We start from the raw sequence: 19,687 nt of genomic DNA, 5'->3' as shown, positions 1-19,687 counted from the left end.
CATGATCCGGTATTTGTCTTTGCTGCTGTTGGCTGCTTGCTCGGCCGGAACGCCTCATTTTCGCGAGGTACCTGCGACCCGCGTGGCGGTGAATGGCAGTGTTTTCGACGTGCGGATACGCGGTGATCTGGCAGAGGCCGTGCGCATTAACACCCAATACGCTCCACGTCTTGGGCCAATCCGTGACCGGGCAGCTTTGGCGATGGCGCAAGTTTCAGGTTGCCCGATTCTAGATGTTCTGGGAGATGCTGCCGTGACAGTTGGCGTGTTGGGCTGTGACCGCAGTGCTGGCGAACGTCTGCTGCTGACGGTCATCACCCGACCGAACTACGAATGTATAGATACGGGCCTTTTCGACCGTAGTGGCGACGATTATGGCTATCAGGTCTTTGAGTGTACGCCCTTCTGACCTACGCGTATTTCCGCGTATTTTGGCAAGATGTTGTGGATAAGTTCGCCCAATATCCCATATCCTGCGCAACTCCGTTGACTCGGGACCAATCCGTTGCGCAGACTTCGTGATATAGGAATCACGGGACTTATTGCCTTTGCGCTTTAGCAAACTCAAACTTACCGGCTTCAAAAGCTTTGTCGATCCGACCGATCTGATTATCGCGGACGGACTGACCGGAGTTGTGGGTCCCAACGGTTGCGGCAAGTCAAACCTTCTGGAAGCGCTGCGTTGGGTGATGGGTGAGAACCGCCCGAAATCCATGCGCGGCGGCGCGATGGAAGACGTGATTTTTGCGGGGGCGGCCACACGTCCGGCGCGCAATTTTGCCGAGGTTGTCCTGACGATGGACAATTCGGAACGTCTGGCCCCGTCAGGTTTCAATGACAATGATCAGCTAGAGATCATCCGCCGTATTACGCGGGATGTCGGGAGCGCGTATAAGACCAACGGTAAGGATGTGCGTGCCCGCGACGTTCAAATGCTGTTTGCGGACGCCTCGACAGGCGCGCATTCCCCGGCGTTGGTCGGGCAGAACCGTATTGCGGAATTGATCAATGCCAAACCGCGCGCCCGCCGTCGTATTCTGGAAGAGGCAGCGGGTATTTCGGGCCTTTATCAGCGCCGACACGAAGCCGAGTTAAAGCTGAAAGGAACCGAATCCAACCTGACCCGCGTGGACGACGTTCTTGAGCAGCTTGGAACTCAGTTGGCGCAGCTTGCGCGGCAGGCCCGTCAGGCCGCGCGATACCGCGAAATCGGCGAGCAGTTGCGGCAGGCTGAGGGCATGTTGCTGTACCGCCGCTGGAAAGAAGCGGACATCGCCCGCCAACAGGCAGAAGACAAGCTGCGCGAGCGGATTACCGAGGCATCCCGGGCTGAGGCCGAAGCGCGTGCCGCCGCCGCCAAACGCGCGGAAGTCGAAGAAATGTTGCCGCCATTGCGCGAGGAAGAGGCGATCGCCGCAGCCGTTCTACAGCGGCACCATGTGCAGCGTGACCAGCTTGCCGATCAGGAGGCCCGCGCCCGCCAGACGATTGAGACCCTGACCAACCGCATTCAACAACTTGGCCACGATATCGAACGTGAGACCGGCCTCAATCGTGATGCGGGCCAAATGATCGAACGTTTGGAGTGGGAAGCGCGTGAACTGGCAAAAGCAGCCGAGGGTCACGACGACAAGGTGGCCGAGGCCGCCGAGATCGCGCGTGAGGCGGCCTCGGTCCTGCAGGATCGCGAAGATCGTCTGTCACAAGAGACCGAAGATATGGCTCGCCTTGTCGCGCGGCACCAGTCGGCACAGCGGCTTGTGGAAGACAGCCGAAAAACGCTGGCGCGGTCAGAGGCCGAGGAAGAAAAGGCGCGCGTTGCGGTAGACGAGGCGCGGGGTGCGGTAAACGACGCCGCGGAAGCCTTTGAAGCCGCGCAAGAAGGCGAAGTCGAGGCACGCGAAGCTGCAGAAGCCGCCGAAGAAGCACTGGCTACGGCTGACGAACTGCGCACAGAAACGCAGGCCCGCGAAGCCGAGGCGCGTGCGCAACGGTCAGAGGCCGAAGGTGAACTGGGTGCGATAAGGGCTGAAACGTCGGCTTTGGCAAAGCTGGTCGAACGGGACACAGCCGAAGGCGGTCAGGTGCTGGATATGCTGCGCGTGGCCTCTGGCTATGAAAAAGCGCTGGGTGCCGCATTGGCAGACGATCTGCGTGCACCGCTGGTTGACGGGGACGGGCCGTCGGGCTGGGTGCAAGTCGCTGGATATGATGCGGATCAGCCATTGCCCGAGGGGGCTGAGCCGCTGGCCCTGCATGTTTCCGGACCAGATCGCCTGAGCCGCAGGATAGCGCAGATCGGTTTGGTCGATGCCGAGCAAGGTGCGCGTCTGCAAGCGTCTCTCAAGCCGGGTCAGCGATTGGTTTCGCTTGCTGGGGACCTCTGGCGTTGGGACGGTTTTCGTGCCTGGGCCGAGGATGCGCCTAGTGCTGCGGCTTTGCGGTTAGAGCAGCTAAACAAGCTGGAAGCGCTGAAGCAGGAACTGACGCGGACCGAAGCGCAAGCAGACGGAGCTCGTGCAGCGCATGAGGCGCTTTCGCAGCAACTGGCCGATGTGACCGAAGCGGATCGCCGCGCCCGCGAAGCGCGACGCGCTGCCGATCAGCGAATGGCCGAAACGGCGCGCCACCTGAGCCGGGCAGAGGCAGATCGCAACTTGGCGCAAGGCAAGCTGGAGACTCTGACTCTGGCAGTAGACCGCCACAAAGAGGACGCGATGTCCGCCCGTGCGCAGTTGCGCGAGGCCGAGGGTGCCTTGGCGGGTTTGGGTGATTTGGACAATGCCAGGGCCCAGGTCGAGGATATCAAGCAAACAGTAGAAGCCGCCCGCATTACCATGCTGACGCACCGCTCAACGCATGACGAATTGCGTCGCGAGGGCGAAGCCCGAACACGGCGGTCCCAAGAGGTGACGAAAGACCTGAGCGGCTGGAAACACCGGCTTGAAACAGCCGAAAAACGCATCTCGGAACTGGCTGAGCGTAAGGAAAGTTCGGAAGAAGAGCTAACCGAGGCAATGGCCGCCCCCAGCGAAATTGCCGAAGCGCGTGAAGAACTGAACGAGCTGATCGAAACCGCCGAGGCGCGCCGCGCAGATGCTGCGGATAAACTGGCCGCTGCGGAAACTCATCAGCGCGAGACTGTCATTGCCGAACGGGATGCGGAACGTTTGGCCTCAGAGGCGCGCGAGACACGCGCAGCGGCTGAGGCACGTTGCGATGCCGCAAAGGAAAGCGTTGCCGCGGCAGCCGAACGGATTGCTGAAGATCAGCAACTGACACCGAACCAACTGCTCAATCAACTGGACGTTAATCCCGACCAGATGCCTGCAGCGGATGCTTTGGAAGCAGAGGTCAACCGACACAAGCGTCAGCGCGACGCCATGGGTGCTGTGAACCTGCGGGCCGAAGAGGATGCCAAGGAAGTTCAGGATGAGTTCGACACGCTGAACGGCGAAAAGGCCGATCTGGAAGAGGCGATCAAGGCCCTGCGAAGTGGTATCGCCAGCCTCAACCGCGAAGGGCGTGAACGTTTGTTGACCGCGTTCGAGCAGGTGAACTCGAACTTTGCGATGCTGTTCAAGCACCTGTTCGGCGGGGGTGAGGCCAATCTGGTCATGGTCGAAAGCGATGACCCACTGGATGCCGGGCTTGAAATCATGTGTCAGCCGCCGGGCAAGAAGCTCTCGACCCTAAGCCTGTTGTCGGGCGGCGAGCAGACCCTGACCGCAACCGCGCTGATCTTTGGCGTCTTCCTCGCCAATCCGGCCCCGATCTGCGTGCTGGACGAGGTCGACGCTCCGCTGGACGACGCAAACGTGACGCGCTTCTGCGACCTGTTGGACGAGATGTGCCGCCAGACCGACACGCGTTTCCTGATCATCACGCACCACGCGGTGACGATGGCACGTATGGATCGTCTGTTTGGCGTAACGATGCAGGAACAGGGTGTCAGTCAGCTGGTCTCGGTCGATCTGAAGAAGGCCGAGCAGATGGTCGCGTGATCCATCACCGCAACGTTATGCCCGTTGCAGGTAAGTTCCGGCTAGACTGCCTAAATGACGCGCTTTTTGATCCTTGGTCTTTTGGCTGCTGGCCCTGTTGCGGCGGCTGACTGGCCTGTTAAACCCGGTGATGTTCCCCTGACTCACGCCGAGCTGGAAGCTCTGGCGGGTCGAACGCTCACCTTTTTTGATGACGGCCAATCCAAGTTTTCCGCAGGTGGGGCATATTCATACACCTATGCCAGCGGTGAATCTGCGTTTGGTACCTATTCCATCGCCGAGGATGGCAGCATCTGCATTGCCTATCGAAATGGGTTCAGCCGTTGTGATCTGTACGTTCGCAGCGGCGAGCGTTTGATCCTGATTGACGAAAACGGGGACCGTTATCCAGTTCGGGCGGAGTGACGGGCCGCATCGCAATTTACGTGCTGGATACATGAGGGGTTCCAAGCTATCACCGTCTGGATTTTGACAGACAGGTAGCCAGCCATGCAGATTGAACCGTTCGGCGTCGAGCTTTGGATGAACGAGTGGGAAACCCGCTGCGACTGGAACCTTGCCGAGACATGCGTTGAAAGCCTGACGATCGAACAGCTTCTGCGGCTGGCCGGTAGGAACGACACCGATCTGTCCGAGTTGCTGCCGATGAAGATGACCTATGGTGCGATTGAGGGATCGGACCGTCTGCGTCACGCTATTGCAACGCTGTATCCGGGACAAAACCCAACCAACATCATCGTGACGCATGGCACCATCGGTGCAAATATGCTGGTGCACAAAACCCTTGTGAGCCGTGGTGACCATGTCGTCGCTGTCGTACCTACTTATCAGCAGCATTATTCGATCCCGACCAGCATTGGAGCTCGCGTAGAGCAATTGATGCTGCGTGAAGAGGATGGTTGGCTACCGGATCTCGACGCGCTTCGCGCCATGGTGACGCCCGACACACGTCTGATTGCGCTGAACAACCCCAATAACCCAACGGGCGCGCTGATCCCGCGCGAGATGTTGGAACAAATTGCCGAGATCGCGCGTCAGAACGATGTCTGGGTTCTATGTGACGAGGTCTATCGCGGCACGGATCAGGAGGGTAACGGGATAACCGCCTCGATCGCCGAAATCTATGAAAAGGGGATCAGTACGGCAGGAATGTCCAAAGCCTTTTCTTTGGCCGGTCTGCGGTTAGGTTGGGTGGTCGCGCCTGAAACCCTGATCGAAGAGATTGCCATTCACCGCGACTATGACACGATCTCGGTCGGCCTGATCGATGATCATTTTGCGGCACTGGCGTTGGAAAATAAAGACGCAGTCCTTGCCCGTAGCCAAGATATAACGCGCGGAAATCTCGACATTCTGGCCAAATGGGTGGCGCAAGAGCCCAAGATTACCTGGGTGCGGCCAAAGTCCGGTACGACCGCTTTGCTCAAGTATGATCTTCCGATGCCATCACGCGAGCTTTGTGTGGCTTTGTTGGAAAAAACCGGCGTGATGTTCACGCCGGGTTCCGCATTGAACATGGAAGGTTATTTGCGGATTGGGTATGCCAACAACCCGCAGATTTTGCGCGAAGGTCTTGCGCGCGTGTCAGAATTCCTGGCGCGGTAATAGCTTTTACAAGCGATTCAGCAGATCGGTTGTCGGCCACGCGTCGGCGGGTAGGCCCAGGCGCAATTGCTCGGCCTGAACTGCTGCACGGGTTCCGGCCCCCAAAATACCGTCGATCTTGCCGACGTCGTGCCCGCGTGCCTGCAATTTGGTTTGCAACTGTTTCATCTGAGCGCCCGACAGGCCTTGTGGTGTGCTGCCTGCGTCATAAATCTGCGCGCCTTCCAGACGAGTGCCGAAATAGGCGGCCGTCAGGACGTAGACAAAACTTTGGTTCCATTCGAAGTAGACGTCAAAGTTGGGGTAGGCCAGAAATGCGGGCCCCTTCTGCCCCTGCGGCAGAATCAATGAGGCGGGCAGATCGGTCAGCGCGCCGCTGCGGGCACGAATACCCATTGACTGCCACTCTGCGATCGGGCGCGGCTTTCCCGGGCCGGACAGGGACCAATCCATCTGGGGCGGAACCGTGACCTCTTGCAGCCACGGCTGGCCCGGTTGCCAACCCAGATGCGACAGCATCTTGGCACCGGATACCAGCGCGTCTGGGGCCGATGTCTTTAGCGAAACAGTACCATCGCCGTCGCCGTCCACACCGTTTTCAAGAATATCTTGCGGCAGCATCTGCACCATCCCGATCTCACCCGCCCATGCTCCGGTAGTGCGGGAAGGATCAAAGTTCCCCCTTTGATACAGTTCAATAGCTGCGAAAATCTGAGGGCGGAACAGGTCGGGTCGGCGGCAATCATGGGCGAGCGTTACCAAGGCGTTTCGTGTGTTGAAATCGCCCTGCACTGCGCCGTAGTCCGTCTCGAATGCCCAAAACGCCAGTAAGACACCGCGCGAAACGCCGTATTCCCGCTCGATCCGGTTGAAAACAGCATCGTATTTGCGTGACATAGCTTGTCCGCGTTCGATCCGGTTGGCTGAAATCAGGCGGCGGGAAAAATCGATGAACGGTCTTTGAAAAACGCCCTGCGCGCGATCTGCTTTGAGAACCGCGCCGTCTTGCTGAACGCCATTGAAAAAGGCGTCGACGGTGGCTTTGCTGTACCCTTTCTGAATGGCCTCGGCTTTCAGGCCATTCACGAAGCTACCAAAGTTGCCGCCACATTGGGCGAAGGCAGACGTGGCGAACAGAGTTGCGGCAGCAAGGCTATAGAGAATGCGCATCAGATGATCCGTCAGAGAATGAAACCCAGACTAAACCACATCGACACGAGGCCAAGTGCAAGCCCCCAAACCCGCCAGAGCATGTTGCATGCGCGGAAAACCTCCGGTGCACCGATATCGCGCGGAGACCTGCCATTGACCCAAGCCAGATCGCGCAACTGACCATCATAGCTGCGTGGCCCGGCCAGGGCGACATTCAGCGCGCGTGCCATCGCAGCTTCGGGCCAACCGGCGTTGGGCGAGATATGGCGGGACGCATCTTCCACAATATCAGACCACTGATCCCGCTGCCCCGTCAGCGCAACGATCATCACGCATGTCAGGCGGGCAGGGATGAGGTTCAACAGGTCGTCAAACCTGGCGGATGCCCATCCAAATTCGCGATATTGCAGCGTCCGGTACCCGATCATGCTGTCCGCAGTGTTCACCGCCTTGTAGATCAACAGGCCGGGCAGCCCACCCACCAAGAACCAGAAGGCGGGCGCAATGACCCCGTCGCTGAGGTTTTCTGCAGCACTTTCGATGGCGGACCGCGCAACTTGTGCTTCGGTCATGTCACGCGTGTCACGGGAAACGATCATTGCCACTTTGGCCCGGCCTTCGGCCAAAGAGCTGCGCAGGCCAATACCAACATCGCGGACATGTGTCACGAGCGACTTCTGCGCGAGCAAGATGGCACATACGACAATCTCAACCAAGGAGCCGAACTGTGCCAGCACTAACCCCAGTATCAATGCGCCCAAGACCAGAATGGCAACGACCGCAACACCTTTGAGACGTTTGTTTGTGCCGTTGTTCAGGCGCTTATCCAACCAACCAATCCCGGTTCCGATCAACACGGCCGGGTGGGGCAACCGGGACCAAAGCCACTTGGGCTCGCCCAGAGCAGCGTCCAGGCACATGGCGCAGACCAAAAGAAAGGAGGTGCTCAAAGTGCAGCCTCCAACTTGTCCCAAGCGTCTGCTGGTGGCAGCCCAAGGCGAAGGAAGGTTTTCGAGTAGGGAAAGATGCGGCTCCAGATATGGGCTCGGGCCAGCCGTGCTTGCCACGCCGCCGCGTCGTCAACATTGTAAAGGCGGAATAAAGGGGTGCCACCGACCAGATTGGCACCTTTGGTTGTCATCAGGTGATCCAGCCTTTTGGCATCTGCCTCCAGTTTTTGACGCGTTGCCTTTGCCCATGCCACATCGCGCAAGGCCTGTTCGCCGACACGCAAGGCGGGGCCGGACACAGCCCATGGCCCGGTCAGATCGTTCAGGCGAGAGATCAGGTTTGGATCACCAATTGCAAACCCCAGCCGAAGCCCGGCGAGGCCCCAGAATTTCCCGAAGCTCTTTAACACTACAACGCCTGAGCGTTCGCTCAGATGTATCAAAGAGGCCGCGGGATCAACGTCGCAAAAACTCTCGTCGATAATGGTCAGCGGCGCATTGGCGTCTGCTTCTGACCAATAGCGACCATCCGGATTGTTTGGGTTTACGATCACCCGTGCTTCGGTCGGACCTTCGGCCTGAACACTCCAACCTTGCGCGCTAAAGGCGGCAGCGTGTTCGTTATAGGTGGGCATGGTGATCTGCACGCGACCTGCAGGTGCCAATGCAGGGATGCGCGCGATGACCGCCGAAGCCCCCGGTGCAGGCAGGATCATGGCGCTGTCTGGCACCGACCAGAAACTGCGCGCAGCATCTGTCAGGCGCTCGAACGCCCCGTGGTCGGGTAGGGCGGTCCAGTCTTCGGATGTCAGACCGCTGACCGCGTAGGGATCGGGGTTGATTCCTGTCGACAAATCGATCCAGTCGGCCCGCGTTCCCCCATAGGTGGAAACAGCCCCGTCCAGCCCGCCGCCGTGGTCCCGAGCGGCGCGCGGGTTCAAGTTTTTGTCAGAGCTTGTCATCGGGTATCTGCCGGAATCGCGTGTTTGAGCTTGTTTCAAGCGGATTTCTGCCATTTTGACAAGCGAATCCGCATGGCTCACCGAACCGGCAAATCGCGTTAACACTTTGTTAACGAAATCGCGTGATCACAAACCTTAGGGATCGGCACCGCTCACCACAAAACGTGCCGAGGTTGTCACTTATGAATGTTTTGATTGTTGAGAGTAACCCCGACTTAGGTCGGGTCTGGACGCGGCACCTTGAACGGCAGGGGGCTGAAGTCACTTTGGTCAGCGGGCAAGAAGCCGCGATACTGGCGCTTTATGGGGCCGAGTTCGACATAATCGTTCTGGATCTTGTGTTGGAAACCGGCAGCGCCCTGGCTGTTGCTGATTTTGCCAGCTATCGCCGCCCCGAGGCGCGGGTGATCTTTGTGACCAACACCACATTTTTTTCGGATGGTTCAATCTTTGCTCATAGTGCAAACGCCTGTGCCTATGTTCAAAGCGCAACGCCGCCCGAAGATCTGGCGGCGTTGGTTGAGCATTATGCTGCGGGACGCTGACCGCGGCCGTGCGGCTCTGTGTAGTCCAGCAGGGGGTTAGTCGGGATGATCCGATGGGGATTAATGCTCTCGTGGCTGTAATGGTAGTGGCGGACGATATGGTCCAAGTTGACCGTCGCCGCAACGCCCGGCCATTGGTACAGCTCACGCGTGTAGGCCCAAAGGTTGGGATAGTCGATCAGGCGGTGCCGGTTGCATTTGAAATGCAGGTGGTACACCGGATCGAACCGGATCAGCGTGGTAAACAACCGCCAGTCGGCTTCGGTGACGCGATGACCCATAAGATAGCGGTTTTGCGACAGGCGCTCTTCAAGCCAGTCGAGTGTATCGAATAACGGGTTAACTGCCGCGTCATAGGCAGCCTGGCTTGTTGCGAAACCGGACTTGTAAACACCATTATTCACGTCGGAATAGATACGAGCGTTGACCTCTTCGATCTGCTCTCGCATCGCCTCGGGCCAATACTCGTCCGTGTTTCCGGTGATCCCGTCGAAAGCCGAATTGAACATCCGAATGATTTCCGAACTCTCATTCGACACGATCGTTTCTTGCTGCTTGTCCCAAAGGATAGGCACAGTCACACGACCGGAATAGGCCGGATCAGCTTTGGTATAGATCTGATGGGCGTAGGTTAGTCCGTAGAGGTCGTCGCCCGTTGCCCCTTTGTCGTCGGTTTCAAAAGTCCAGCCTTGGTCCAGCATATCCGGGTGCACGACCGAAACCGAGATCAGGTCGTTCAACCCTTTCAACTCGCGAAAAATCAATGTGCGATGGGCCCATGGGCAGGCGTGACTGACATACAGATGGTAGCGATCTGGTTCGGCTTTAAAGCCGCCCTTGCCGGACGGGCCGGGGTTGCCATCCGCGGTCAACCAGTTGCGGAACTGCGCAGCGCTGCGTTTGAACGCGCCGCCGCTGGATTTCGTATCATACCATGTGTCGTGCCATTTGCCGTCGACCAACAAGCCCATGCTGATTTCCTCCGAATTCCGGTTTGGGAAAACATAGGTGGCACATGCGCCAGTTCCTATGCGTTGCAACGCGCATGTGACCTGCGTCTGCGCACAGGTTGGCCGGGTATCTCAGTGCAACAGGTCGTGAATTACGGCTCTCATGCACTTCGTTTTACTGGATTTTTACATTCAGTCCTTCAAAATGGAGTCCGCTGCGGGGGAAATTTGTTATGTCTACTTATGTTTCAAAGGAAGTAAGCGCCGAATTAGATGCGGCGCGAATCGCGGGTCTGAAGAAAACCAGCCGCCTTCGTGTCGAATACGGCGACAATACGTTTAAGATTTTAAGATTGTGGAAAGACGGTTTTACGGTTGAGGCCGAAACTACGCCGCGTCTGCGCGGTCTGGTCGATATCTACGATGGTGCCAACCATTTGTACCAATGCCTGATCATTGCAGATCAGGATGAAGCGGGTGAAATGCGCTACGAATTCAAGCGCAGCACGGCCGCCGCCGACAGAGCACCGCTGGATTTCTATCGTGCGCCGGACGCGCCTATCGCGCTGTTGGGCAAAGAAGACTAAAGCAAAACCCAACGGGTTGACCGCTGGGTGATTGTTTACTGCAGATCTGAAAAAGCGCGTTTCAAGCGTTCGCAGGCTTCTTCGACGCGACCTCGTTGCGTGGCCAGATTGAAACGCTCGAACGTCTCACCTCCCGCGCCGAAACCGGGACCCGGAGACGTGGCGATCTTTGCATCCTCGCGCAGACGTCGGATGAACTCGGCATGGTCCATGCCTGTGCCAGAAAAATCGACCCATGCTAGATACGTCGCCTTAAGGGGCATTGACCAAAGGCCGGGTATCTCTGCGATAGCGGCATCAAACACGCGACAGTTTTCGGCCAAATGCGCGACTTGCTGATCAGCCCAGGCCGCACCCTCGGGTGTATAAGCGGCGGTGATCATGGCTACGCCCAAAGCGCTTGGGTCATAGTCAAGCGTTTGAATCCGGTGGCGCATCTCGGCGCGCAGTTTAGCGTCTGGGATGATGATGTTTCCGGTCCGCTGACCGGCGATGTTAAATGTCTTGGATGCTGCGGTCAGGGTGACTGTCCAAGGGCGGGCATCCGGGGCGGCAACGTCCATGGGAACAAACGTGCTGCCGGGATAGACCAGATCGTGGTGAATTTCATCCGATACAAGTATCAGCCCGTTCCGTTCTGCAAAGGCTGCGACCGCGCGTAGTTCATCCGCCGACCACACCCGTCCCGACGGGTTCTGAGGCGAACACCACAGCAACAGCTTCTCTGTTCCGTTCAGCCGAGACTGCGCGTCTTCAAGATCAAGGTCGTAACCGTCTCCGGCACGTTTCAACGGGCATTCGACCACGCGGCGCCCGGCTTTGTTCACCTTATGCGCGAACTCATGATAGACCGGAGTGAATATGACGACGCCGTCGCCATGCTGGGTCCAAACGTCGATACAAAGGGCGATCGCGTTGCCCAACCCTTGCGAGGTCAAAACCCAATCGGTGTCGATATCCCAGCCATGTCGGTTTTTCATCCACCATTGAACGGATGACAGATAATCAGGGTGCATCCAGGAATAACCGAACACCCCGTGATCGGCCGCGCGCTTGACCGCATCAACCACGCACGGAGCCGTCGGGTAATCGGAATCGGCGGTCCACATGGCCAACCCATCCTCGGGTGAGATGCCATAGATCCTTTCGATCTTGTCCCATTTTGAACTGTTGGTTCCCCGGCGGTCGATCAGGTCGTTGAAAGTCATGTCTTCTCCATCTGTCGGGTCGAAAGCTAATCTCTATCTCGGCAGGTGCAAGGGGGCGTTGCGGTGAAGCGTGCGATGGCATAAATCAACCTCATGAAACGTAATATTCTGATCCATCCCGATCCCCGCCTGAAAAAGGTCTGTACCCCCGTGGCGGATCTGTCGGACGAGCTGCGCAAGCTGGCCGACGACATGCTGGAGACCATGTACGATGCGCCCGGTATTGGCCTGGCCGCGCCACAGATTGGTGTGCTGGACCGGTTGATCGTGTTGGATTGCGTCAAAGAAGAGGGCGAGAAACCGCGCCCATTGGTCATGTTCAACCCCGAGATCATCGCATCTTCGGATGAGACCAATGTGTACGAGGAAGGTTGCCTGTCGATTCCCGACCAATATGCGGACGTAACCCGCCCCAAGGTTGTGGACGTAACCTGGATGGACCAGGACGGCAACGCGTGCCAGGAAACGTTTGATGGCCTATGGGCGACATGCGTTCAGCATGAGATTGACCATTTGAACGGCAAGCTATTCATCGACTACCTCAAACCGCTGAAACGTCAGATGATCACACGCAAGATGCAAAAGCTGAAACGCGAGCAGGCCCGCGCATGAGCGTTCGGCCCTGTTTGCCCTGGCCCGACAAACGTCTTCGGACCAAGGCCGAAGATGTGGTCGAAATCACCGATGACATTCGCGCCATTTGGCAAGACATGATCGACACGATGGAGGCAATGCCGGGGGTCGGCCTTGCAGCGCCTCAAATCGGTGTGATGTTGCGACTGGCCGTCGTTGACGGGTCGGCGGAACGCGGCCGGGCCACGCGACTGGCGAACCCGGAAATCCTGCACAGTTCGGTTGAGCTGCGCGAACATGATGAGGCCAGCCCGAACTTGCCCGGCGTGTCCGCCAAGATAAAGCGCCCGCGCGCAGTGACGGTCAAGTTTCTGAACGACAAGGGTTTCATCGATCGCCGAGACTTTGTTGGCATTGAGGCGACGAGTGTTCAGCATCAAATCGACCATTTGAATGGCAGGATGTACTTTGACCGCCTCAGCAAAGTGAAGCGGGACATGTTGCTGCGAAAAGCGAAAAAGCAGGGCTGAAAATGCGCGTTGTTTTCATGGGAACGCCGGATTTCTCTGTTCCGGTTCTGGATGCGCTGGTCGCGGCAGGGCATGAAATAGCGGCTGTTTACTGCCAGCCGCCACGTCCGGCGGGTCGCGGCAAGAAAGATCGTCCAACGCCGGTGCATGCGCGCGCGACCGCGCTGGGCCTGACTGTTCGCCATCCGGTTTCCCTGAAGTCTGCGGAAGAACAGGCCAGTTTTGCCGAACTGAACGCGGATGTGGCAGTTGTCGTGGCCTATGGCTTGTTGTTGCCGCAACCAATTCTGGATGCGCCGCGGCACGGATGCTTGAATATCCACGCAAGCCTTCTGCCCCGCTGGCGCGGTGCCGCGCCGATTCATCGTGCGATCATGGCGGGCGACGCGCAGACGGGCATCTGTATCATGCAGATGGAGGCCGGTTTGGACACGGGCCCCGTCCTGTTGCGCGCAGCGACCGACATTGGGGCCGAAGAGACGACAGGGCAATTGCATGACCGGCTGTCTGAGTTGGGGGCCGACCTGATCGTGCACGCCCTGACATGTTTGCCGGAACTCACTCCAGAACCTCAGCCAGAGGACGGAGTGACCTACGCATCCAAAATCGACAAATCCGAGGCGCGGGTCGATTGGGCGAGGCCAGCCATTGAAATTGACCGCCTGATCCGTGGGCTTTCACCCTTTCCCGGCGCATGGACCGAGATTCAGGGCGAACGGGTTAAGTTGCTGGCCTCTCGGCTTGTGGATGGGCACGGCGCCCCCGGTGAGGTTCTCAACGATTCTTTGCGGGTTGCATGTGGAGATGGGGCCGTTGAACTGCTGCGCCTTCAAAGGGCGGGCAAGGGCGCACAGGATGCAGAGACATTTCTGCGCGGTTGGAACGTGACCAAAGGCAGTCAACTATAACAAAGGGACGATCCAGGTGTATTTGACGTTAATCGGGACAGTGCTGATCGCGGCGGCCGTTGGATCGCTGTCCGAAAAGTCGGGTTTCACGCGCAATGGATATCTTCAATCCATCATTATCTGTATCGGCGGCGCGTTTCTTTTCTATTTCGCACAGATCATGTTGCGCAGGATGTTCGGATTTGGCTTTGCCTTCGGGTCGCCGGGGTTGAACGCCATTGTCTCTTCGATCGGAGCGCTTATCATCGTTCCAACCCATTGGAGAAAATAGCGTGCCGGTTATTGCCCTCATTGTCATCGGAGCAGCAGCGGGATTTCTGGCCACCCGCTTGATGCGGATTGAGGCGGATATCCCAACCACGATGCTCATCGGGATTGTCGGCGCTTTGGTGGGCGGGTTCCTGTTGCGCGCGCTGATTGCCGTATCCGGCTGGCTGTCTGGCTTTGTCGGCGCCGTTCTTGGCGCCTTGCTGGTGATCTGGGTTTGGAAAACGTATCTGCGTCGTTAGTTCGTCGTTTTCCTGTTGGCTAAGCCTTGGTCTGGCTAGCGTGCGTCACATGTTTCCGCTGACCCAAGCTGTGGTGTTTGGCCCGTTGTCATCCCGTAAATCGCAGCTTCGGTGGTGTTCAACCAGTGCATGCCGTCGGCTGGTGCTGCTTCAAGCGTAAACCAGTAGAAATCCTCATCTACGCCGATGTCATTGTAGTAATCCAGATAGCGGTCATGCTCCGGATCGTCCTTAGGCAGCTCGCTGCCTTCGATGTTGAAGCCGCCCCAACTGTGAACGCCGACGCAGGCCCCCGGTTCAAGCGTACGCTGACGTCCAGCCAGAAACAGATCGGTACCGCCCGAGGCAACCAGTCCATCCGAGGGTACAAGCGTGTTGAACCCCCGCTCCCGGACGACCCGTGAAAAGATGACATTCGCTTCGTCGTCAACCGAGCCCTCGATATGCTGCAGAACCAGGGTTTTGGCATCAGGATTTTGCGCCGACGCTTGTAGAAATGCGTCCAGAGTTGTGTGGTCGATTGCGCCTGTCGCAATGATCCTGTCGCCTTGGGACACAAAGCTGACAGGGGTGTATTGCGGGGCGCAGGCGGTCAGCAGTGCAAAGCCTGCGGCGTAAAACTTCCATTTCATGCGAACATGGCCCCTTTTCTAACGGCGTGGCGGGCGGCTTTTATAGACGGGCAGCCTGAGGCCAAACAGCAACGAGCCTGCCCGTAACACCCAACAAATCAAAGCGCATGCTCCTAGCACGGCCAGGTCATCAAAACCGGCCCGATTGGCCATCACCGCCGTGATTGCCCCTGCAAACGCGCATGAGACATAGAGTTCGCCTTGTTTGAGGACCAAAGGAACTTCGTTGCAAACAACATCGCGCATCAGTCCACCCAGACATCCGGTGGCAATACCCATCAAAACAACAACGATCCCGGATTGGTTCAATGACAAAGCCGCGGCCGATCCCGCAGCCACAGCGATAGACAAAGCGAAACTGTCCAGCCAGATCAGCCAATTGTAGCGGCTTTCCACGAGATGCGCGGTAAAGAACACCAGCACCGCTGCGCCCGTCGCAATAAGGATGTAGTCAGGCTGCCCAACCCAGAAAACAGGGTGCCGATCCAACAGCAAGTCGCGAACGGTTCCACCACCTACAGCGGTCAGACAGGCGATAAATGCAAATCCGACAAGATCAAGCTGCGCTCGGCTGGCCACAAGTGCACCTGTCAGCGCAAAGACCAGAACCGAAGCGTAATCAAGCAGGGCAAGCCAGCTCACGCCTGAGCCTTTTTGGGCTTGAAGGGCGCCATGCCGGCACGGGCCAGTTCATCGGCTTTCTCGTTTTCCGGATGGCCCGCGTGACCCTTGACCCATTCCCATGTGACATCATGGCGGGTCTGCGCCTCATCCAGCCGCTGCCACAGATCGACATTCTTGACGGGCTTCTTGTTCGAGGTTTTCCAACCGTTCCGTTTCCACCCAAAGATCCAGCCTGTGACGCCGTTTTTTACATAGGCGCTGTCTGTAACCACGGTGATTTTCGAGGCGCGGTCCAGTGTCTCAAGGGCACTTATGGCAGCCAAAAGCTCCATCCGGTTGTTGGTTGTTTCGGCCTCTCCACCGTTTAACTCACGCTCTTTCAGAACGGTGTCCCCGTCCATGGCGCGCAGCAGGACACCCCAGCCGCCGGGACCGGGATTGCCGGAGCACGCACCGTCGGTATATGCAAAGAGTTCAGGCATGCGCGAGTACCAGAATAAACCCGTCATAGGACCCGGCCAAACCTGTGCCCATTCCGGTCGTGATCTGGTCGATGGTGAAGCCTGTCAGCGACAGCGCCTCTTCGATCTCGGTCTGGGAAAAATAGGTATAATAGCGGTCCAGATCGTCACGGTGTTCACCCGTGCCAAGCTTAAGCCCAAGAAACAGGATCCCTTTTGGTTTCAGCGCTTTGTGTATGGCGGCCAAATGAACAGGGAATTTCTCGCGCGGGGCGTGCAACAAGGAGAAGCTTGCGTATACGCCGTCGTATTCGTCGACTTCGGTCAGGTCATCAAAGGTGCCCAGATGCGCATCCACGCCGTTTTCACGGGCATGTTCGACGAAAGCTGGCGTGGCGTCCAGAGCACGGACATTAAGCCCCTGACGCAGGAAAAAGCTGCTGTCTGCCCCGGGCCCCGCGCCAAGGTCCAGCACATACCCGCCGACCCCAACGGCTTCGGCAAAGGCCATGCGGGCTTCGATCTGTTCGGCGGGCAGAGGGACGCTCAGGTATTCGGCGACTCGTGTGGTATAGGCGTTGATCGTTCTTTGATCGCTCACAAAAACACTCCGACGGCAAGACAGGCCAAAACAACAGCGGTCAAAAGCATACGCAGACGCATCCACCAAACCGGTGTCAGTCGCCAATAAGAGAACACGGCATCCAACAAAAGCAACCCGGCAAACCCCCACATGAGGTTCGTGCCAGCCGCCACAGGCCCGCCGCCCGTTTGAAAGAACGCCCAAAGGGCTGGCAGCACGGACAGCGTGTAGCAGGTTGCGGCCCTTGCCCCCGATGTTTTGGTGGCAAACCCCCACAGCACGCCTGACATGAAACTCAGGATTACAGAGCCATAGAACAGTTGAATGTAGGGCCCTACGAAGCGAGACCCCAAAGCCTCACGGCCCCAATCGTTCAAGTCGCCGTTCAGATAGGTCAGCGCCCCCCAAATGAATGGGATCAGTCCGGCCAAGCCCAGAAATAGCGGGGCCTTTGGAATACCGTTCATACTGGTTCCCGCAAGACACGTGGAACTTTGAATTCGACGTGTTCGACGGCTGTCTCGACCAGTTCAACGGTGACGTCGTAATGGTCGCGAAAGGCCTCGATGACCTCGTTAACCAATACCTCGGGGGCAGATGCACCTGCCGTAATCGCGACAGACGAAATGCCTTTTAAAGCACGCCAATCGATCTCGGTCGCGCGCTGTACAAGCTGCGCGTAGTTGCACCCTGCGCGCGCGGCAACCTCGACCAGTCGGCGCGAGTTTGACGAGTTCGGCGCGCCCACCACCAAAAGCGCGTCGGCTTTGGGCGCAACGGCTTTGACGGCCTCTTGCCTGTTGGTGGTCGCATAGCAGATGTCTTCTTTGTGCGGCCCAACGATCGCAGGAAACCGTGCCTCAAGCGCTGCGATGATGTCCTTGGTGTCATCGACCGACAAGGTCGTCTGGGTCACGAAAGCCAGCTTGTCAGGGTTGCGCACCCGCACATTGGCAACGTCTTCGACGGTCTCAACCAGTAGGACCTCACCTTCGGGCAATTGACCCATCGTGCCCACAGTCTCGGGGTGGCCTTTGTGACCAATCATGATCATCTGCAGGCCTGCATCCGCGTGGCGTTGCGCCTCGACATGCACTTTGGACACAAGGGGGCAAGTCGCGTCCACGTAGATCATCTGGCGCTGCTCTGCCGTGGCGGGCACGGATTTTGGGACCCCATGCGCCGAGAAGATGACCGGACGGTCGTCTGGGCATTCCGTCAACTCTTCGACGAAGACAGCACCTTTTTCCCGCAGCCCGTCGACGACAAACTTGTTGTGCACGATCTCGTGGCGCACATATACCGGTGCGCCCCATTTCTGCAGCGCCATCTCGACGATCTTGATCGCGCGATCCACGCCGGCACAAAACCCGCGCGGGGCGGCAAGATACAGGGTCAGGGGTGGCTTATTCATGTCGCGTTCTCCTTAAGGCCACAGGTAAGTCTTTTCCTGGCCTTGGTCCAGACAGGACTGCGTCACTGAACTGACATGAATCAGTGCTAGCAAACAGATGTTTGAGCACCTGTTCCTAGTTAAAGAAGCGCGGTCAGGGTGTTTATCCTGACCGCGCCGATTTCCTTGCGGTTTTGAGTGGCCGGAATTTATTGCCCACCAGCCGCAACGCTGCGCGGCTCCATGGGTACATCACGCGGAGGGCGGCCGATCACGTCGCGCAGGTCCTCAAGCTCGATGAAGTTGTCGGCCTGACGGCGCAGCTCGTCCGAAATCATCGGCGGCTGGCTGCGGATGGTAGAGACCACCGAGACGCGAACACCCTGACGCTGCAGGCTGGCAATCAGAGGGCGGAAATCCCCATCGCCCGAAAACAGCACGATATGATCCACGCGCGGTGCCAGTTCCATGGCATCGACGGTCAGTTCGATATCCATATTTCCTTTGACTTTCCGACGCCCCATGCTGTCGGTGTATTCCTTGGCCGGTTTGGTGACCATGGTGAAGCCGTTGTAATGCAGCCAGTCTACCAAGGGTCTGATCGGCGAATACTCGTCGTTTTCCAATAGCGCTGTGTAGTAGAAAGCACGAAGCATTTTACCGCGGCGCATGAATTCCTGGCGCAGCAGTTTGTAGTCGATGTCAAATCCCAGTGCTTTTGCGGCTGCGTAAAGATTCGAGCCGTCGATGAACAGCGCTAGCCGTTCGTCTTTATAAAACATAAATAGGTCCTTCCGGTATCAACCAGAGCGCCGGGTGTTACGTGAGTGAGTCCAGGAAATTGGCGACGCGCTGATCAGCCTATAATTAGGGCATTTAATGTGTATCGCAAGTATGCAATTCACCGAATATAGGGAGTAGAATGCGCAAATTTACGTCAGAAGTAGTGATCGCACTGGGGGCGAATCTCAATTTGAGTGGTTGGGGGCCCAAGGTGACACTTGAAAAGGCAATTGACGCAATTTCGCGTCAGGGTGTGATGATTCGCGCCGTCAGCCGCTTTTTTGAAACCCCTTGTTTCCCTGCTGGGGCGGGTCCGGATTACGTCAATGCTGCGGCTAGTATCCAGACCGACCTGGAACCTTTGGAGTTGCTGAACTTGTTGCATCAGGTCGAGCACGAGTTCGGGCGCGAAAGGGTGCAACGTTGGGGGATGCGTACTTTGGACCTGGATCTGGTCTGTTTTGGCGATCAGATATTACCCGATCAGGCGGAATATGACCGCTGGCTTTCATTGTCTGCAGACGAGCAAAGGCAGTTGGCGCCCGAGCAATTGATCCTGCCTCATCCCCGGCTGCAGGATCGTGCATTTGTGCTGGTCCCGATGGCAGATGTTGCTCCTGAATGGCGGCACCCGGTATTGGGTCGAACCGTTCGCGAAATGCTGATGGACCTGCCAGCCGAAGATATCGCGGCCGTCACCCCTTTGTGATTGGTGCGATTGCAGCATT

At 57.8% G+C, this 19,687-nt stretch carries 24 protein-coding genes; 12 read left to right on the top strand and 12 right to left on the bottom strand.

All coding sequences use genetic code 11. The features are described 5' to 3' along the window. Position 1 precedes the first annotated feature (1 nt). The 4 genes from ACR0DG_RS16460 to ACR0DG_RS16445 all read left to right on the top strand — a co-directional run bounded on the left by ACR0DG_RS16460 (position 2) and on the right by ACR0DG_RS16445 (position 5,609). Complete coding sequence (locus tag ACR0DG_RS16460; RefSeq protein ID WP_480698622.1) at positions 2–409, top strand: hypothetical protein; 408 nt, start codon at positions 2–4, stop codon at positions 407–409. A gap of 139 nt (positions 410–548) precedes the next feature. Beyond that, the gene (locus tag ACR0DG_RS16455; protein WP_480698620.1) at positions 549–4,004 is read left to right on the top strand and encodes a chromosome segregation SMC family protein; all 3,456 of its coding nucleotides are present in this window, start codon (positions 549–551) and stop codon (positions 4,002–4,004) included. A gap of 54 nt (positions 4,005–4,058) precedes the next feature. Beyond that, on the top strand, positions 4,059–4,409 hold the full coding sequence (locus ACR0DG_RS16450; protein ID WP_480698618.1) for a hypothetical protein: 351 nt from the start codon (positions 4,059–4,061) through the stop codon (positions 4,407–4,409). Between the two features lie 84 nt (positions 4,410–4,493). Next, positions 4,494–5,609: an aminotransferase gene (locus ACR0DG_RS16445; protein ID WP_480698616.1), complete on the top strand. Its 1,116-nt coding sequence runs from the start codon at positions 4,494–4,496 to the stop codon at positions 5,607–5,609. A 6-nt stretch (positions 5,610–5,615) separates the two neighbouring features. Here ACR0DG_RS16445 and ACR0DG_RS16440 read toward each other — a convergent pair whose 3' ends face one another. From ACR0DG_RS16440 to ACR0DG_RS16430, 3 genes are read right to left on the bottom strand one after another with little or no spacing between them, the layout of a single operon-like run. Continuing rightward, positions 5,616–6,779 (bottom strand): lytic murein transglycosylase, encoded by a 1,164-nt coding sequence (locus tag ACR0DG_RS16440; RefSeq protein WP_480698614.1) that lies wholly within the window; start codon positions 6,777–6,779, stop codon positions 5,616–5,618. Positions 6,780–6,790: 11 nt separating this feature from the next. Further along, positions 6,791–7,711, bottom strand: a complete 921-nt coding sequence (gene cbiB / locus ACR0DG_RS16435) for an adenosylcobinamide-phosphate synthase CbiB (protein WP_480698612.1) — start codon at positions 7,709–7,711, stop codon at positions 6,791–6,793. Next, positions 7,708–8,673 (bottom strand): threonine-phosphate decarboxylase, encoded by a 966-nt coding sequence (locus tag ACR0DG_RS16430; RefSeq protein ID WP_480698610.1) that lies wholly within the window; start codon positions 8,671–8,673, stop codon positions 7,708–7,710. Before ACR0DG_RS16430 ends, cbiB begins: the two co-directional genes overlap by 4 nt. Before the next feature lie 182 nt (positions 8,674–8,855). Between ACR0DG_RS16430 and ACR0DG_RS16425 the strand changes: the two genes are divergently transcribed. Next, positions 8,856–9,218, top strand: coding sequence for a response regulator transcription factor (locus tag ACR0DG_RS16425; protein WP_480698608.1), 363 nt, complete (start codon positions 8,856–8,858; stop codon positions 9,216–9,218). Here the strand turns inward: ACR0DG_RS16425 and ACR0DG_RS16420 are convergent. Next, positions 9,200–10,189 (bottom strand): glutathione S-transferase family protein, encoded by a 990-nt coding sequence (locus tag ACR0DG_RS16420; protein ID WP_480698606.1) that lies wholly within the window; start codon positions 10,187–10,189, stop codon positions 9,200–9,202. The genes ACR0DG_RS16425 and ACR0DG_RS16420 overlap by 19 nt on opposite strands. 212 nt (positions 10,190–10,401) lie before the next feature. Here ACR0DG_RS16420 and ACR0DG_RS16415 point away from each other — a divergent pair, with 212 nt between their 5' ends. Continuing rightward, entirely contained in the window at positions 10,402–10,755 is a 354-nt protein-coding gene (locus tag ACR0DG_RS16415; protein ID WP_480698604.1) for a hypothetical protein, read from the top strand. 35 nt (positions 10,756–10,790) lie between these two features. Here ACR0DG_RS16415 and ACR0DG_RS16410 read toward each other — a convergent pair whose 3' ends face one another. Next, positions 10,791–11,963, bottom strand: coding sequence for a MalY/PatB family protein (locus ACR0DG_RS16410; protein WP_480698602.1), 1,173 nt, complete (start codon positions 11,961–11,963; stop codon positions 10,791–10,793). 93 nt (positions 11,964–12,056) lie between these two features. On the opposite strand from ACR0DG_RS16410, the gene def (ACR0DG_RS16405) reads away from it, so the two are divergent. Genes def (ACR0DG_RS16405) through ACR0DG_RS16385 form a run of 5 tightly spaced genes read left to right on the top strand, consistent with a single transcriptional unit; the run spans position 12,057 to position 14,483 of the window. Continuing rightward, positions 12,057–12,575 carry a peptide deformylase gene (def, locus tag ACR0DG_RS16405; RefSeq protein ID WP_480698600.1) on the top strand — a complete coding sequence of 173 codons (519 nt, stop codon included), beginning with the start codon at positions 12,057–12,059 and terminating at the stop codon, positions 12,573–12,575. Further along, positions 12,572–13,066: a peptide deformylase gene (def, locus tag ACR0DG_RS16400; RefSeq protein ID WP_480698598.1), complete on the top strand. Its 495-nt coding sequence runs from the start codon at positions 12,572–12,574 to the stop codon at positions 13,064–13,066. Before def (ACR0DG_RS16405) ends, def (ACR0DG_RS16400) begins: the two co-directional genes overlap by 4 nt. A gap of 2 nt (positions 13,067–13,068) precedes the next feature. Next, positions 13,069–13,974 (top strand): methionyl-tRNA formyltransferase, encoded by a 906-nt coding sequence (fmt, locus tag ACR0DG_RS16395; protein WP_480698596.1) that lies wholly within the window; start codon positions 13,069–13,071, stop codon positions 13,972–13,974. A 16-nt stretch (positions 13,975–13,990) separates the two neighbouring features. Beyond that, a complete protein-coding gene (locus ACR0DG_RS16390) occupies positions 13,991–14,245 on the top strand; it encodes a hypothetical protein (protein ID WP_480698594.1) in 255 nt (84 codons plus the stop codon). 1 nt (position 14,246) lies between these two features. After that, entirely contained in the window at positions 14,247–14,483 is a 237-nt protein-coding gene (locus ACR0DG_RS16385; RefSeq protein ID WP_480698592.1) for a GlsB/YeaQ/YmgE family stress response membrane protein, read from the top strand. A gap of 35 nt (positions 14,484–14,518) precedes the next feature. Here the strand turns inward: ACR0DG_RS16385 and ACR0DG_RS16380 are convergent, their stop codons facing one another. From ACR0DG_RS16380 to ACR0DG_RS16350, 7 genes are all read right to left on the bottom strand, one after another. After that, complete coding sequence (locus ACR0DG_RS16380; protein WP_480698590.1) at positions 14,519–15,115, bottom strand: COG3904 family protein; 597 nt, start codon at positions 15,113–15,115, stop codon at positions 14,519–14,521. Between the two features lie 18 nt (positions 15,116–15,133). Continuing rightward, positions 15,134–15,757, bottom strand: a complete 624-nt coding sequence (locus tag ACR0DG_RS16375) for a trimeric intracellular cation channel family protein (RefSeq protein ID WP_480698588.1) — start codon at positions 15,755–15,757, stop codon at positions 15,134–15,136. Continuing rightward, positions 15,754–16,221 (bottom strand): ribonuclease HI, encoded by a 468-nt coding sequence (rnhA, locus tag ACR0DG_RS16370; RefSeq protein ID WP_480698586.1) that lies wholly within the window; start codon positions 16,219–16,221, stop codon positions 15,754–15,756. The genes ACR0DG_RS16375 and rnhA overlap by 4 nt, the downstream gene beginning before the upstream one ends. Continuing rightward, entirely contained in the window at positions 16,214–16,801 is a 588-nt protein-coding gene (locus ACR0DG_RS16365; RefSeq protein WP_480698584.1) for a class I SAM-dependent methyltransferase, read from the bottom strand. The genes rnhA and ACR0DG_RS16365 overlap by 8 nt, the downstream gene beginning before the upstream one ends. After that, complete coding sequence (locus ACR0DG_RS16360; protein WP_480698582.1) at positions 16,798–17,250, bottom strand: DUF3429 domain-containing protein; 453 nt, start codon at positions 17,248–17,250, stop codon at positions 16,798–16,800. Before ACR0DG_RS16360 ends, ACR0DG_RS16365 begins: the two co-directional genes overlap by 4 nt. Then, positions 17,247–18,197, bottom strand: coding sequence for a 4-hydroxy-3-methylbut-2-enyl diphosphate reductase (gene ispH, locus ACR0DG_RS16355; RefSeq protein ID WP_480698580.1), 951 nt, complete (start codon positions 18,195–18,197; stop codon positions 17,247–17,249). Before ispH ends, ACR0DG_RS16360 begins: the two co-directional genes overlap by 4 nt. Before the next feature lie 188 nt (positions 18,198–18,385). Continuing rightward, positions 18,386–18,958: a LabA-like NYN domain-containing protein gene (locus ACR0DG_RS16350; protein WP_480698578.1), complete on the bottom strand. Its 573-nt coding sequence runs from the start codon at positions 18,956–18,958 to the stop codon at positions 18,386–18,388. Positions 18,959–19,098: 140 nt separating this feature from the next. Here ACR0DG_RS16350 and folK point away from each other — a divergent pair, with 140 nt between their 5' ends. Then, positions 19,099–19,668 carry a 2-amino-4-hydroxy-6-hydroxymethyldihydropteridine diphosphokinase gene (gene folK / locus ACR0DG_RS16345; RefSeq protein ID WP_480698576.1) on the top strand — a complete coding sequence of 190 codons (570 nt, stop codon included), beginning with the start codon at positions 19,099–19,101 and terminating at the stop codon, positions 19,666–19,668. Positions 19,669–19,687: the final 19 nt, after the last annotated feature.

The organism is Ruegeria sp. BG8 (assembly GCF_056538325.1).
The sequence above is the reverse complement of the archived record's forward strand: the minus strand, read 5'-3'. Positions and strand labels throughout refer to the sequence as shown.